13 protein-coding genes are annotated in these 16,123 nt (G+C 35.7%); 7 read left to right on the top strand and 6 right to left on the bottom strand.

What is annotated here, in order from left to right; all coding sequences use genetic code 11:
* The first annotated feature begins 103 nt into the window (after window positions 1-103).
* The gene (locus tag ACRD69_RS05410) at window positions 104-2,812 is read left to right on the top strand and encodes a T9SS type A sorting domain-containing protein (RefSeq protein ID WP_430814049.1); all 2,709 of its coding nucleotides are present in this window, start codon (window positions 104-106) and stop codon (window positions 2,810-2,812) included.
* Between the two features lie 242 nt (window positions 2,813-3,054).
* On the opposite strand, the gene ACRD69_RS05405 is transcribed toward ACRD69_RS05410, so the two are convergent.
* The 3 genes from ACRD69_RS05405 to ACRD69_RS05395 all read right to left on the bottom strand — a co-directional run bounded on the left by ACRD69_RS05405 (window position 3,055) and on the right by ACRD69_RS05395 (window position 5,290).
* Entirely contained in the window at window positions 3,055-3,585 is a 531-nt protein-coding gene (locus ACRD69_RS05405) for a hypothetical protein (protein WP_430814048.1), read from the bottom strand.
* Window positions 3,586-3,821: 236 nt separating this feature from the next.
* Entirely contained in the window at window positions 3,822-4,517 is a 696-nt protein-coding gene (locus tag ACRD69_RS05400) for an MORN repeat-containing protein (RefSeq protein ID WP_430814047.1), read from the bottom strand.
* A 68-nt stretch (window positions 4,518-4,585) separates the two neighbouring features.
* Window positions 4,586-5,290, bottom strand: a complete 705-nt coding sequence (locus ACRD69_RS05395; protein WP_430814046.1) for a hypothetical protein — start codon at window positions 5,288-5,290, stop codon at window positions 4,586-4,588.
* A 1,694-nt stretch (window positions 5,291-6,984) separates the two neighbouring features.
* On the opposite strand from ACRD69_RS05395, the gene ACRD69_RS05390 reads away from it, so the two are divergent.
* The 4 genes from ACRD69_RS05390 (at window position 6,985) to ACRD69_RS05375 (ending at window position 10,828) form a co-directional block, all read left to right on the top strand.
* Complete coding sequence (locus ACRD69_RS05390; protein WP_430814045.1) at window positions 6,985-7,458, top strand: T9SS type A sorting domain-containing protein; 474 nt, start codon at window positions 6,985-6,987, stop codon at window positions 7,456-7,458.
* 7 nt (window positions 7,459-7,465) lie between these two features.
* On the top strand, window positions 7,466-8,248 hold the full coding sequence (locus ACRD69_RS05385) for a fibrobacter succinogenes major paralogous domain-containing protein (RefSeq protein ID WP_430814044.1): 783 nt from the start codon (window positions 7,466-7,468) through the stop codon (window positions 8,246-8,248).
* A 243-nt stretch (window positions 8,249-8,491) separates the two neighbouring features.
* Window positions 8,492-9,364 (top strand): hypothetical protein, encoded by an 873-nt coding sequence (locus ACRD69_RS05380; protein WP_430814043.1) that lies wholly within the window; start codon window positions 8,492-8,494, stop codon window positions 9,362-9,364.
* A 243-nt stretch (window positions 9,365-9,607) separates the two neighbouring features.
* Window positions 9,608-10,828, top strand: a complete 1,221-nt coding sequence (locus ACRD69_RS05375) for an outer membrane beta-barrel protein (protein ID WP_430814042.1) — start codon at window positions 9,608-9,610, stop codon at window positions 10,826-10,828.
* Between the two features lie 683 nt (window positions 10,829-11,511).
* Here the strand turns inward: ACRD69_RS05375 and ACRD69_RS05370 are convergent.
* The 3 genes from ACRD69_RS05370 to ACRD69_RS05360 all read right to left on the bottom strand — a co-directional run bounded on the left by ACRD69_RS05370 (window position 11,512) and on the right by ACRD69_RS05360 (window position 13,877).
* The gene (locus ACRD69_RS05370; RefSeq protein ID WP_430814041.1) at window positions 11,512-12,036 is read right to left on the bottom strand and encodes a hypothetical protein; all 525 of its coding nucleotides are present in this window, start codon (window positions 12,034-12,036) and stop codon (window positions 11,512-11,514) included.
* Window positions 12,030-13,040, bottom strand: coding sequence for a MarR family transcriptional regulator (locus tag ACRD69_RS05365; RefSeq protein ID WP_430814040.1), 1,011 nt, complete (start codon window positions 13,038-13,040; stop codon window positions 12,030-12,032). Before ACRD69_RS05365 ends, ACRD69_RS05370 begins: the two co-directional genes overlap by 7 nt.
* A gap of 78 nt (window positions 13,041-13,118) precedes the next feature.
* Window positions 13,119-13,877, bottom strand: a complete 759-nt coding sequence (locus ACRD69_RS05360; protein ID WP_430814039.1) for a metallophosphoesterase — start codon at window positions 13,875-13,877, stop codon at window positions 13,119-13,121.
* Between the two features lie 991 nt (window positions 13,878-14,868).
* On the opposite strand from ACRD69_RS05360, the gene ACRD69_RS05355 reads away from it, so the two are divergent.
* Window positions 14,869-15,204 (top strand): plasmid mobilization protein, encoded by a 336-nt coding sequence (locus ACRD69_RS05355; protein ID WP_430814038.1) that lies wholly within the window; start codon window positions 14,869-14,871, stop codon window positions 15,202-15,204.
* Between the two features lies 1 nt (window position 15,205).
* A complete protein-coding gene (locus tag ACRD69_RS05350; RefSeq protein WP_430814037.1) occupies window positions 15,206-16,111 on the top strand; it encodes a relaxase/mobilization nuclease domain-containing protein in 906 nt (301 codons plus the stop codon).
* The last annotated feature ends 12 nt before the right edge of the window (window positions 16,112-16,123 follow it).

Below are 16,123 nucleotides of genomic sequence, written 5' to 3'. Positions count from 1 at the left end.
TCCTCGGGTACTTCTCATCTTTCTTTTCAAACCATCCTGACTAAGATATAGGAATACGCGAGCTGTAATTAAGTCTTGCACCTTGATACTTAATACACACATCATGAAAAAACAATTACTTATTATTCTATGCTTCTTTTGGGGCATCAACCAGATCATCAATGCACAATATGGGACTTATTATGCCGGTAACGGTGCCGGAGATAATAACGATGGTGGTGACTCCTGTGTCTTTGTGGGATTCTTTGCCGGACATTTAAACGAATACAATAATCATTTAACCTTTATTGGTTACAAAGCCGGCTATAACAACTCGGGAGAACACAATACCTTTATTGGTATGCGTGCAGGTGCATCAAATTATAATGGCTATCACAATACTTTCCTCGGATCTTTGGCAGGTAATAGTAATGGTGATGCCGGCGACAATGTGTTTATCGGTTACCGCACCGGCTACTACAATACCTCCGGCGTTGATAATGTATTTGTTGGTGAAGAGGCTGGCTTTAACAACATAAGCGGTGATGAAAATACCTTCATTGGAGAAGATGCCGGCTATAATAATACAGCCGACCATAATACCTTTGTAGGTAGTGTAGCCGGCTATAAGAACACCTCCGGAACCGGCAATACTTTTGTAGGAGGTGAAGCGACATACAGTCTTTCTGAGACAATCGAAGGTACTTCTAATATTAGTTTTTCAGGAGGCAGTGTTGGGTATGATAACACTACCGGTTCAGCCAATACCTTTTTAGGTAGTGGAGCAGGAACTGATAATGGTGAAGGTAAGGCCAATACATTCATAGGTTTTGCCTCGGGTGCAGCTAATGAGTATGCTGACTTCAACACTTTTGTGGGTTATGGTGCCGGATATGACAATAACCGGACCAATGAAACGAATGATGCCAGTTATAACACCTATTTAGGTTATCGCACGGGAGGAAAGAACCGAAACGGGCAGTATAATGTTGGCATAGGCGCCAGAGCTGATTTTAACGGCACTAATAAGTCTGGCGTTACATTTATTGGTTATTCAGCTTATGCAGGTGGTAATTATGCTACCATGTTAGGCTATGACACCTATGTAACTGGTAATTATGCCGTTGCCATTGGCAATATTGCTACTGTATTGACAACGGGTTCTATTGGTATCGGAAATAAGGCTTATTTGCAAGACAATTCGCAATACTCTATTGGCATTGGCTACGAAACAAGCATCACCAACGACCATGCTATTGCCATAGGACGGGAGACAGAAATATCGGGCGATAGTGCCATAGCCATTGGTAGTTATGCCAGTGCTTCAGGCCTTCATTCAGTGGCCATTGGATCCAATGCCAGCGTTACACAAGATAATAGTTTCGTTATAGGTGGAACATCAGCCAATAACCGTATGACCTTAGGTATAGGAACAACGGCACCAAACCTCAATGCCAGTATCGACCTTTCAGAAACAGATAAAGGTTTCTTGATCAACCGCCTGTCGGAAGAAGAACTGGAGCAGTTTGTGGGAAGCTTAACAACAGATGACAAAGGCATGATGGTGTATGACAACACGAATAACCTACTGAAAATATGGGATGGTACAACCTGGCTGTCAAATGGTATTCAACGTTTGGATTTGACTGACCATAGCCTGTCCGTTTCAGAAAGTAACTCGGTTGACCTTTCTGCATATATGGATAATACCGATAATCAGGAACTAAGTTTGGCCGATCATAACTTAAGCATATCGGGCGGTGTAAATAACATCGACCTATCAGCATACATGGACAATAGCGATGCGCAAACCCTTTCTATTACCGACCATAGTCTTTCGGTTTCCAATGGTAATTCAGTGGATTTGTCGTCTTACCTGGATAATACCGATGCCCAGGATATAGCTTTGTCGGGCACCAACTTGTCCATCGAAAACGGCAGTACTATCGATTTATCGCTTATTCAGGATGGTTACGAGGCCAATACCGACAACCAAGCCCTGACACTATCGGGCACAACACTGCATATAGAAGGTGCCAACTCGGTTGATTTATCCGCTCTTCAGGATGGTTACGAAGCCAATACCGACGAGCAGAATCTGGCATTAACAGGTACTACTCTTTCTATCGATAACGGAAACTCAGTAAACCTATCCGCATTACAAGACGGAACAGGAACAGATGATCAGTCATTATCACTGGTAGATGGTGTTTTAAGCATAGAGGACGGTAATAGTGTTGATTTAGCACTTTGGCTTGAAGAAACTAATTTAGAAGAGTCGGGGGGGGCATCTCTTTACCTGGAGGGTGATGCATTAGGCACATCCACAAGCAGCACTACCGTCAGTTTATCCGCCTATAAGGATAATACTGACGAGCAGAATTTGTCGATTAGTGGCACTTCCTTAACAATTTCAGGAGGTAACACAGTTGATCTTTCCGAGATACTAGTTGACCAGCAAAACCAAATCGAAACGCTTGAAAACAGGATAGCTACCCTGGAAACCCAAATGGCAGAAGTGTTGGACAGGTTAGGAATAGCAACCACTGCATCATTAAAATCCATACAGGCAAGCAAATCTGTATTGTATCAAAACACACCCAATCCTGTTAGTTCCAGCACAACTATTTCCTATTATATTGCTGAAACCTATAACTCAGCCTATCTTATCCTTTATTCAATCAATGGCAAAGAAATGGCAAGGTTCAGCATCAAAGAACCGGGAGAAGGTGAAGTTCAGTTTAACTCCGGTCAGTTAAAGTCCGGCACCTATCTGTACTCGTTGTTCGTCAATGATAAACTAACTGGTACAAAACGCATGGTGATTCAATAGGCAGGTTATTAATTGTTAGCTTAATAGCTTGTTCGATCAATGGGTCATCGAATAGTTCAGGTTTACAGGTAATCAATCGGTACCAGACCTTAAAGATTTGTGGTTTGTCAATTTAACGATTAAGCAATTTGACAATTTGACTGTTCGACAGTTAATGTGTTTGCTCAAGCAAGAAGATAATTAAGCGTATTCTTTTAAGGCACAGATTACAAATCTGCGCCGGCGGGGGAGCGCTTAATTTATCAATATCTTATTTTATCGGATCTATATACTAGCTCCCAATTGTGATTATTCTTTTTGTAAATCGAAGTATATGAATATCCGGATAAAACTCCCCTGTTATATCCCTCGGTTAAAATGATTGTTTTTCTATCTAATGAGTAAAGTGGTATAGTGAATTCATTTATCAATCCTTTATAATCATCGCCTTCACTAGTTATTATTTTATAATCGTTTAATATAGTTGAATCGAGATGACAATTTTTGATCATTTGCCTTTGCCTGATCATATATTTCAAATCCTTTTTTGAGAAATACTTTTCCGATTCATTATTTAAGGTCAACTCAGGTAAATTTATATTTGGTCTTATTGTAATAGGGTTAGATTGAATGAACTGTCTCCATTCGCTGTCCGTCTCACTATCCAATTTCAATTCGTAAATCTCTTTAATGGTATTGTTGATTTCCTGGTCAGTAGGTAAGGAGTTGCTTTTGCCATGTTTGAGACAGGATAAAAGCATTATAGACAGGACTATATAGTAGCAGTTTTTCATTATTTAAACTTAACAATTTTATTACAAAGCCATTGGTTTTAGCTGGGCAATTGAATAATCTTTAATGGCTCAGATTGCTAATATGCGTCAGTGGTGGAGCAATTTGTGGTTTGTTAATATTAGCGATTAAGCAATTTGACGGTTCGACATTTATTGCGTTTAGGTGCTTGCTGAATGTTAATTGTTTGAATAATTTTTAAAGACACAGATTGCAAACCTGTGCCAATGGCTGAGTGTTACAAATCGCTTTCTAATATTTTTATTAATATTCCATTTCTCCATTTTCCTTTTTGAATGACTCCATCAGGATAAACGATCATTCCGTTTCCATGTGGAAGATATACTTCCAGTTCTCCAATGTATACCGATCCATCTCCCCAAGTTAATGTTCCTTTTGGTGTCGAATAATATTTCCATTCTGAACTTTCAATTTTGTAACCCAGGGATGGTACTGTGTAAACACCGTCTATAAAATAATTATCCTTAAATTCTCCTTTGAACCAATCGCCATCAGAGAACGACATAACACCATGGCCATTAGCTTTCCAGTTTGTTATTTCACCAACATATTTTGTAGTATCTTGCTTTGAATAAGAATATATTGTACCAAAGGATAATTCTCCATTTTGAAATACACCTTCAAAGGTTTCCTTAAAAAACTTCGTTTGCGTTTCATATTTCCCTTTGCCTTCTGGTCGTCCATTCTTCATGAATCCGGTATAAACATTATTTGTTTTCTTACCTTTCAGATACCAAATGAGCTTACCATAACCATTAGCAGTGCCATCTTTGCATTCACCTGTCCATTCGACAGATTCATGCTTTCTTGGGTAAGGATTATATACTTTACATCCGTTTTTATCAATTAGCCAACTATCCTGAGCAAATGAAACAGTTGCCATTAGGGAAAATAATATAACAAGTATTCTCATTGGGCTTAAGGATATTGCAAATGGTATATCATGGTTGATGTATGGTGCATTTTCATAACTTTAGTTTTTTAAATATCATAATTCCCTAGAAAAATTAAATAGCGTGTCTCTGTTCTTGCTATTGTTCCATCGGGATTAGTTTTTTCTTTAATTTCGGGAGGTGTAAATTTCCCAATTGAAGAGTTCGAATCAATAATTTTCCAATTGTCATTTACCCTATTTAATATGTACATTTTATTTATCACGTAGTCTTCTATCATTATCTCTGTAGCAACCAGAGCTTCCCCATTTACATTAAAAATAGGTTGACCTATTTGCAGGAAAGCCTTGTCTTTTACATATTTGTCTATCCACCACAATGTCTTGTACTTTATACTATCACCAAGTTCTTCTAATGGTGAATCAATCTCTATTTTTAAGCCTAGAGAGGTTGTATCCCATGAAGAAGATTTCAAGTGATCTAATTGATGGTCAATGTAATCAACGGAATCCATAAAAAATGGATGTGATAATGGAATAGATTGTCCGCCAAGAAAAACCAACCTATTTCTTGTTGTATCAAGTTCAACATCAATATTCGAATTTTCAATGAGTGTGATATTGAAAATCCCTAAAGAATCATTTGTTTCTTGAAGAATCTGAACTGTAGAGTTTAATCGAATCCTATCCTTAATGATTAGTTCAAATATGTCTTGATTCAAAATATTTTCCTTGGGATTAATACATGAATAGCAAACAGCTCCAAGAATTATAGCAATCAATATTTTCTTCATATCTATGGGTCGATTTTACTCATAAATTAAGCCCAACTTCCTGCTATCACCCACCAATTCTTTACACCCTAAATAAGATCTATATACTCATTTATTAAACACTTATAAACGTTTAGCAGGTTATACGTTTATAAACGACTATATAAACATATCCTAACCTAAATGAGTCCGCTCCAGAATGGTTTATTTCCGATTAGCGCCACTAAATTAAATATTTTGTTCAGAAATCAACTGTCTTGTTTATTTATTATATTAAACTGTTGATGAAGGGAATGGAAGGTGAGACCCCGATAGCCATCGGGGGAGTAGTAAGAGGGGCACTATGCACCGAGTACTGTGCACTAGAAGACCATTAGATCATGAGACTGTTTATTAGTTTAAAAGTTTATCTGTTTAACTCACCATAAAGGTTTTTAAGCATAACTCAACAATTCCTCCATTTAGTAACTCGACAATTCGACAAAGCGGAGAGCGGTGAGACTCAAATAGCCATCTGGGCGTGGTCAAAAAAAAGAAAACGGTGGTTTTAAGAGAGGCAAAATATAACACAAGCCAATGATATAAATAAATAAAAAAAAGATGAACCACGGATTACACGGATTATCTAATCGTGTAGCGATTAGTTGTAACAATAATCAAATGGTCCAGTCAATAATCCGTGGACCCCGATAGCCATCGGGGGAGAGATGAGTTGATTAATAATAAATCTGTAAAGGCAATGTTTGCAAAACTGCGCCAGTGGTGTTGATATAGACTATTAGATGATAGACTGATTGGCCAATAGACAGTTCGACAATTAATCAGTTCGACAGTTAGTCATCTTCCAACTCAAACATCATGTACCTAAGCATAAGGCTGACAGCCTTAAACATCGCAGCAAAGGGCATCGCCCCTTGATCATGGTTATCGTGTAAATATCAGGCTGTAGGTCTGAAACATTTTGTGAGTGTCAGCCTAATAGGCTAAGAAGGACTCAAGGTAATCGTGTGGGTGAAATATAAAATGGAATGAGTGAGTTTGACGAAGGAGTAGTGATATGTCAAATATATTAGATATAAAGTTTGTGGGTGTAAAGTGGGAGGAGTAATATTATCTATCCAAAACTGCTGTTATCGCAGGCAAATTAGTTTGATAGCTCTTTAGAGCAGGGAAGGTAATGTGTTAGTCATGCAATAGCACGGTTTTGGGAGACTATCTTACCCTCCCTAACATACACAAGTATTAATAGTCTCATAAACTGGTTTTATAAATGGGTTATGCGGTTTGGAGTTTTATGAAAATACAATTATAGGAGTGGATTGCCCATATTCTTTCCATATGAGCACATTTTCTCCTTTAGTCAACGGATTAATTATATTTATCAATATGGTACTTGTTGTTTAGGCAAAATATTTAATTTAGTGGCGCTAATCGGAAATAGGCCATCTTACCTAACCGGGTGTATTGAGAGTGTAAGAGAGGGTGGTGAAGCAATAATACAACTTAGATATCACAGCCTTGTGCTGCAAAAATATATACTATATATTTTTTAGTAATACCATATATAAGTCAATTACTATAGAATATATACAAAGCATAACGCCGTATATCGAGTAGTTACCCAACATTGGAATGACATAGCAACAAGAATACAAAATGTTTTACAACAACTAAACATGCAGAACAGAATACAGAAGATTTATATAGCTCTATTTATGAGTTTTGGACTCTTAAGTTTAAATGCACAAAACATATTAAATGTGAAAGAGAGTTCAGGAGGGTTTTCCTTTTTTTACACCAATGACATCAGGAAACTAACCTTTTCCGGAGGTAACTTACATGTTAATGAAATGGATGGAAGTTCAAACTCTTATGACATAAGTGGTCTAAAAAGACTTGATTTCAATGGCATAAGTACAAAGATTGAAATTCCATTAGAAAGAAAACAACCTGAAGAAAAGCTACAACTTTACCCAAATCCAGTTAATGATGTATTTTATATAAAAAGCGAAATAGCTCTAGAATGTGTCTTGAAAGTTGAAATATTTGATTTACAGGGGAGAGTGCTAAAGAAAGAAATTCTTACCTCATTTAAAAGTATTAATGTATCAGACTTAAGAAATGGAATGTACTTATGTCGTATTTATACTTATGATAAAATTGAAAATATTAAATTCTTAAAAAACTAGACTTAAAATGAAATTAATTAATAGAATATTATTACTAATAATTATTTCTTTATCAATTATAGCTAATACTGAAGCTCAAGAAACTATGTACATTATTAAAGATGGTGTTGTTGTTGGGGAACATGTATTAGCAGAAGTGGATAGTGTTATATTTTACCAGCCATCACAAGGGATTTTAATAGATAATGATGGTAATGAATATCAAACTGTTTTAATCGGAACACAAACATGGATGTCTGAGAATTTGAGAACAACAACTTATAATGATGGAACAGCAATTCATAAAATAACAGACAATGCTTTATGGGCAGATATATCTATTGGAGCATATTGTTGGTATGATAACGATGAAACATTTGCGAATGATAATAATTATGGAGCACTTTATAACTGGTACACTATTGAGACTAATAAACTATGTCCATCAGGATGGCATGTACCGTCAGATGAAGAGTGGCAGATACTAGAACGATTCCTTGGAATATCAGAATCAGATTTAAATGCTACAGGTTATCGAGGTACAACGGAAGGACTTAAATTGAAAGCAAATTCTGGATGGTATTCAACTGGCAATGGCACCAATGATTATGATTTTTCAGCTCCTCCTAGCGGAGGTCGTCATTATAGTAATAGTGGTTTCTATGATGCTAGCTTCCTAGGAACATGGTGGAGTGGTACAGAAAATGGTAACGATGCATATAGTCGGCTACTTTATTGTCTGAATGATGCAATTATGCGTAATCTGGACAACAAAAATAATGGATTTTCAGTTCGTTGCATTAAGGATTAATTTATTATAAAATAACGTTGGGCAACACGCTACAATAAATAAGGGTGCGGTAGCGTTGTTTTGGAAGCTAGTTTGCCGCATGAACCCTTTGTTATAGCATGACAAGTTAATATTCCGCAAATGCACCCCGATTCATGTAGCCACCGTTAGTGGGCATATAAAAAACCAATTACGTAATAACAAATGAATCACAACAGAATACACTGGTTAATAATTATTTTACTCTTCTTGACCTGCATTAGTTTGGCGCTACTTTTGACCAATTCAAAGTCTAGGATTGAGCCATTGGTAGAGAAAGTTGAGAATCAAAAAACTATAATTAAGAATCTTAATAAATACGTTAAGCGTTTAGAATTAAGCCTGATAGAGACAAGAAGCAACATCAAAATGCAGAAAGTCGAAAACAAAGTTTCTGCGTCAAAAGAATATAATGAATATGTTACTGATAGTTTAATACGTTCAATCGCAAAATACGATTTAGATAGATTCAAGATTTCAATTAGGAAAATTGGAAAATATGAGTTTGATAAACTGACAGCTATAAACCAATCAAATAAATATGAAAATATACATCATGTAGATTGGAAGGAAAATACTGATGAAAATACAAAGAGAGTTAATGATTCTACTTTTGTTTTTAAGTTAGACTCAGGAATTAAAGACTCATTAAATAATGAAGACATCGGACATATGAGTTTCTCTGCTTATAAATATGCTGGGTTTATTGATGAGATAAATTCTTATTTGTTTGCTGGACAGTATTATGAAGCTCATGATTGTGTATTGATTAACAAAAAAACAGGCAACAAGGAAAAACTAAAACAGCATATTGTTTCATCGCCTAAAAGTCAAACTCTAATTACCTATGATTGGGATGATTGGGTATATGTATCAGGAGGAATTACAGTCTATGATATTGTTGATAAGAAACTTAAAAAGAGACTGGAATTTTATCCTCCAGGTTGTAACTCTTACCTTGCTAAAGGCTGTCGTTGGAGTTTTAGTAATGTGAATATTACTAGTAAGAATTCATTCGTATTTACATGCGAATTTCAAGATGCTGAGACTTCACAGACATTTAATTGTTACGCTATATTAAACCTTACAGAAATATAAAATACGGCCACTAACACGCTGAAATGTCGCAAAAGTGGTTCGCCTCAATTTTGAATCATCTCAGCAATGGCAATCAACGCCAAATAGTCGATTTGGCTTTAAAATGAAAAGATAAAAACAAATAAAAGATTTGGCTCAGCGGAGTTTTGGAAGGTTTGGTTCCTTAAATAGCCATACGCTTCATCTAGCCAACGTTATTGGTTTTACGAAACCAGGTTTGAGAACATAAAAAATTTATAAAAAATGAGAAAACAGTTAGTAATCGCCTTAATTACAATTTCATTCATTAAATCATATTCTCAGATTTCTTTTGAGAATGGATATTTCATCGATGAATCAAACAAGAAAATTGAGTGTTTAATAAAGAACATTGACTGGTTAGATAATCCCACCGAATTTATGTATAAACTTTCGCCAAACGAGGAAGTTCAAAAAGCTACAATTCACACTGTTAAAGAATTTGTAATTAATGATTTTTGCAAATATATCAGGGCTAACACCAAAATTGACAGATCCATTGATCATATTGATAAAATAGGTTTTGAAAGAAATTCCACCTCAAAAGAAGAATTGCTATTTCTAAAAGTCCTTATTGAGGGGCGCGCGTCATTATTTCTTTACGAAGAAGGAGAATTATCCCGATTGTTTTATAATCTAGACGATTCCGAAATAAATCAATTAGTATATAAACAATATATACATGAAGGTAAAATAAAAGAGAATAATTTATTTAAACAGCAACTATATCTAAACTTAAAATGTGAAGAAATAGGATTAAATGATATCGAACGACTTAAGTATTCCAAAGGTAATTTAATAAAACTATTTGTAAAATATAACGAGTGTGCCGGTTCAAATTTTATCAATTATGCTGAATCAAAACAAAAGAATGATTTATTCAATTTAACATTCAGACCAGGTTTAAATTATAACAGCTTAGATATACAAAATTCTCTTTTACCTACAATAAAACCTGATTTTGGCAATAATATTGGAGTTAGGGTTGGATTTGAAGCAGAATTCATTCTACCATTTAATATGAATAAATGGGCCATAATAATCGAGCCAACTTATCAGTCTTTTAAAGAAGAGCAACCAACGGAAGTACCCGAGCATAAAGTTCTTAAATCAAAAATTAATTACAATTCTATAGAATTGCCAATAGGTTTGCGACACTATTTCTTTCTTAACGATAAATCAAAACTGTTTGTGAATGCCTCTTTTTATGCTTATGATATTCAAATCAATTCATCTATTAGTCTCTTAAGAAGTGATGATTATCCTACGAAAGAAGTTGAGATCGAATCAAGCAGAAATTTTGCTTTGGGGGCAGGTTATAAACTCAAGGATAAATATAGTTTAGAAATACGTTATAATTCAAATCGGGATATTCTAAGCAAATACAATTATTGGAGCTCGAACTATAGTAGCTTATATGTAATTCTAGGATTATCATTGTTTTAGTAACGATCCATAACAGGTCATCATAAATTAGCCCTGACTTTAGCGGATTTTGGGAGTATAATCAAAAAATCTTAACCGTAGTAATACATTTAGCCTAGATATAATCTATAGATAGTGAGGAGGTTGGTATGGAATTCAATGTGCCAATAAAAAAGAAGAGCAATATATATAAGATTTTTTCAAACTAATTTGCCACCTATAAAATACAAAAGCCTGCAAATCAAAAGATTGCAGGCTTTTTGTAGTCCCGACGGGAATCGATTTTTTCACCTGTATGTTGTTGATATACTGACATTAAGATTTTAACTATCCTCAGATTTACCTAATGTCCCGCAAGTATTTTTGATTGCATTTGATATCCTTTGATACATTGCAAGTTAGCGATATATTTTTTGCTAAAAAAACGGGTTAATCCATTTTTAGCAAAAAACGCTCAATTTCAGGCATGTTAAAGAATGTTAATTAGCTGCTCGTAAACTGCCTTAACATCGATATTTCCCATCCCCATCTGCTTAAAAATGGACTTATCAGGTAAGTCGTTTTCAATAGCAACTGTGAAAGTCTTTAAATCGGCTTTAATCCCATCTGGAAACTTGTATTTTTGCTCAGGAGGAAGCAATACTGCCAAGCGAAAAATGTCGGTCTTGTGCTTCCTGATATTGCGTTCATCAATTCTCTCGCCTTTAGCTTTTTCGCTCAGTCAAATCCAAGTATGCTTTTGCCTTTAAACAGATGAGTGTTTCAGGTGCCGCAATATGCGCTCCTTCTTCAATACTACTATGCTCAATAGTAAACTTGTAATATGCCTCATCCATTAAAATAGCCGAAAGGCTTGATAAATCATCCTCAACAGGGATAGGCGTTAAGTGTGGCTCTCCTTCCAAGTCCAATAAATCAGGAATTTTGGAAAATAACTCAAGCTGTTGTGGAAACGCATTATTCTTCGGGTTTATAAAACGATAGTATCTTCGTTCATCCTCACTCTTTTCTTTTTGTTGGTATTCTCCATCACGGATAAAATCCCAAAACTTCTTGACGAATTCAGGAGTTAAGGCCTCAACAATTAAAATGATGTCAATATCTTTTGTTGCCCTGGGTTCAAAACCAGCTTCATCAATAATGACGTCACAGGCCGATCCGCCAATAATTATATAATTATCGGAATAGTCTTTGAAATATTCTTTAAAAGTAGCCAGTCCTCTTACCATAAGAATTTCTTTTTAATCTGTTCCAGCGCCATTTCAATACGCTCATCAGTCTCGCTTTTTAAGCATAGGTACAACGAAAGCGGATCAACTACCGAATTACCGTCTTGCACCAGGTTAGCTAATAATACAGGGTTGTATTTCCATATTTCCAGACAGTAGCGGCCTTCATTCGCATTCGTTTCAATTAGTGCATTACTTTTTCTCAGAGAATAGAAGTTGTTTTTATCCATGGCCAGAAATTCCTGACGGCTTGGATTTACATCGCTATATTCAGGTAAAGCAGATGTATTGCTAAATAGTGTCACTGCGTTAGATGGCAACTCATCCAAATAAATTTGTTTTAATACCGGCGTCTTCCAAAGATTTTGCTCTTCAAGTTGACTCCATAGTTCCACCTTATCATGTTTAAACCGGATATACTTCTCTTTCTCACCTACAGTAGTAACTAAATCTAACTGCTTTAGATTTTCAACCGCTTTGGTGATTGACATTGCTGTATAGCTTAATCTTTCGGCAATTTCCTTAAATGTTTTTTCTCCGATATGCCATTGACTATCCTGGTTCAATAAATGAAACAGAAGTAGAAATTGTGACGATGGCGTTAAAGTTTGCTTTTGTTGTTCAGGTTGTGATTTTGCAAACGACTCTCTCAAATCAACAAACAGCTCAGGTAAAAACATTTGTTTTCCCGGAACGATAAAGTTTACACGCTTATCGATCAATCGAAGGCGATTATATGATGCAATCTCATCAAGCACGAGCACAATAGGTTTATTGAGCAAGCTATGTAATTTCAATAAATTATTGGCAGACTGCGAAACCGTGAAGCTGTCTGTATCGATGAGTTTGGCAAAAATAAGCTCATGGTTAAACAAATGGGCTGCAAACAGCTGATAAGTCTGGCTTAAATAAAAAGGTAGTTTAGTCTTTTGTGCAGCCTCCAAATTCTCAAACTGTACATCTTCTCCTATTGTGGTTTCTATATATTGCCTTAATACTTCCATAAATAGTTGATAAACATGTTTTTTGCACAATAAACCCGATGTATTTATTGTGCAATATTAAGTTTATTAAATTAATAATCAAACAATAAATGAAGAATTGTTGCAAAATTCAAAATGCTCATTGTGTCTTACATAGCCCAATTGACTACTCAATAGTTGTGTTTTACCTATTGTAAAATCACATCTGTTTTGGTGGTGATGTCCAAAAATCCAGTAATCAATGTCTGAATTTTCAATCAAGTGTTTTAATTCTACAACAAAGGCTTCATTAAGAGTATCTCCTTTATATTTTTCGGGATAATTTAAATATGTGGGCACATGATGGCTTACTACTACTGTTTTTTCAATAGCTGTTATAGCCAGCTCTGACCTAAGAAATTTAAGGCTCTCACTATGCAGTTGATTGTATCGTTCTGGCGTAAAAATATCATCTCCACCTCTAATCACCCTAAAATCCGACATCCGGTATTGAATGATAAATTGATTTGTTGGAGAAATGTCCGTCCATAAAGTAGTGAAGATAAAACGCACATCGTTGTGCATCACCGAGGTGTTGTTGACCAAAATAATATTATCCCTTAATTTCTTATAAATAGAGCTTGAGTATTCAGATATATCGGAATAATAGTATTCGTGATTTCCAGGTACCCAATAAACATACTGAAAGTTGTTTGACAAGTAATCCCAGAAGTCATCATGTTCATTTTGTACTTTGAATGGCACAATATCTCCAGCCAGGATTAAGACATCACCCTTCACCGGAATAGGATTCTTTTGTAAGAATGCCTTATTCTCATGAAATTCCAAATGCAAGTCGGAGCAGTACTGTACTCTCATAATAAACCGATGAATTTATAAGGTGAATAAAGCTACTTATTATTCTTTCAAAAAGTAGGTAGTAATGGGGCGTGAATTATTCTTAGCATCTTTCTGCCAATAGTCAGAGCTCCCTCCCAAGAGAAAAAATACACGGTGTATGCAATGTAGTATTCGTCTCTTTTAATTATTGCTGCCGTATAGTGTATCGCTCCTTCGTAAGAATGAGAAATAGAACTTTCGCTCAATGCAAGGGCGACATGTTTGGATGTCGTTTATATACCCTTACATGAGAAGAAAGGGTTATTATTTTTTGAAGGAGGAGGGAGAAAAGATACGGTAGAAGTTTGATGTTTTCCCTTACATTTTCAGAAAAATAATCTCTATTGCTTTTCGTCTGTTTTGTAAAAAATGACGTCCAAAATCAGAAAATCGTATAATTTGGATTGATTTGTATTGTTTTACTTATTGTTTGGTAATAAGGGTGTTGGTAATTTAAAGAGAAAGAAATATACTTTAAAACCACTAACATGGAAATCAAAGATTTTTTTGAAAGCTATGCTTTTTTATACATGCTTCAGCAAAGGTGTGAACGGCCATGGTTTGATACAAAAGTGTTCGGCATAAACACGCCAAAATCATTCAAACACATCTTTCTTCCCAATGCACAGTCCCGACAGCAAAAAGCTTATTATTATTGCGTGCCGCAAAATACAAGCCCTTTGCTCTGTCCGCTCAAAATCTGTTTGAATTGATTTTTCTTCCCATAGCACAGGGATTTTTATTCCGCTTCCTTTTGCCAAACCATGACCTCCAAAAAATGGGTGGCTTACGTATGTAAAAAAGCCCAAATGTATGTATTAGAAAGAGAAAATGCCGAATGCTACGAATTGCAAAATATCTAAAGAGATATTAATGCTTGTCTCTTAAGCGAAGCTATTAGCAAGTTTATGTTTTGGTACGACCAAAACCTTGAAAAAGCATCCCGTTGGTCTAAAAAACAGAGTAGAAAATGACAAATAAAGGTGGCCGGCCTCGATTAAGTGCTTCCCAGAAAAAGAAGTATAAAGTGGATGTGAAAATGTCCACAGAGGATTACTATACCTTAAAGTCAAAGGCAATGGAAGCTGGCATGACCAAGAGCGAATATATGCGACAATGCATTCATAACAGTTCAGTCAAAGAGCGTCTCAGCCCGGAGCATCAAAAACTGATTCGTCAACTATGTGGCATGGCCAATAATCTGAATCAAATTGCCAGGAAAGCCAATGGGCAAGGCTACAACAATGCAAGAAGTGAATACTTGCATTTGGCCAATCAAATTGACCAACTTTTAAACCAAATCTAGTATGATAGCTAAAATAGTGAAAGGCAAATTTTTTCGAGGAATCGTCAGCTATGTTCTGGATGAAAAGAAAGGAACTGAATTATTGTGCTCAGATGGTTTGCGCTTGAAAGATACCGAATCCATTATTCAGAGTTTCCAAAGTCAGGTAGAACTCAATAAACGCATTACCAAACCTGTCTATCATATTTCGCTTGATTTCTCAGCCAATGATAAAGCAAAGCTCACCAATGATTTGATGATAGATATCGGTAGGACCTACATGGAGAAAATGAATATTGATGAAACGCAATACCTGATGGCCCGGCATTACGACAAAGAGCATCCTCATATTCATTTAATTATAAATCGAGTGGATTTTAATGGCAAGACCATCTCGGATAAAAATGACCGGATAAGAAGTGAGCGAATCTGCAAGGATCTGACTCGGCAGCATCATCTCTATTTTGCGAAAGGAAAAGAACACGTTAAAACACACCGGTTAAAGGGTGCAGACAAAGCCAAGTATGAAATCTATGAATCGCTGAAGCAAGCGATACCGCAATGCAAGAATTGGAAGGATCTGGAAAATCAGTTAGGTCAAAAAGAGATAACGATTACCTACAAATACAAAGGGCAGACGGATGAAATTCAGGGTGTCATCTTTCGAAAAGATAAACTAAGCTTTAATGGTTCCAAAATTGACCGACAGTTTAGTTATTCTAAAATCAGTTATCAACTCTATTGTAATGCACATAAGGCGTCATATTCCTACTATGAAAAGTTAGATTGTAAAACCTTCAATGCCTTGAAGATTGGTGCAGAATTGCTCCATCCAGATTATGTACACAGCCTACATGAGCAGCAACAGAAAAGAAAACAACAAAATATATCCAGATACAAGAAACGCCGCTTTGGCCCTAAATTCTAAAAACAGAAAACC

It is taken from the genome of Carboxylicivirga agarovorans (assembly GCF_050589845.1).
Classification (GTDB): Bacteria; Bacteroidota; Bacteroidia; order Bacteroidales; family Marinilabiliaceae; genus Carboxylicivirga; species Carboxylicivirga agarovorans.
The sequence above is the reverse complement of the archived record's forward strand: the minus strand, read 5'-3'. Positions and strand labels throughout refer to the sequence as shown.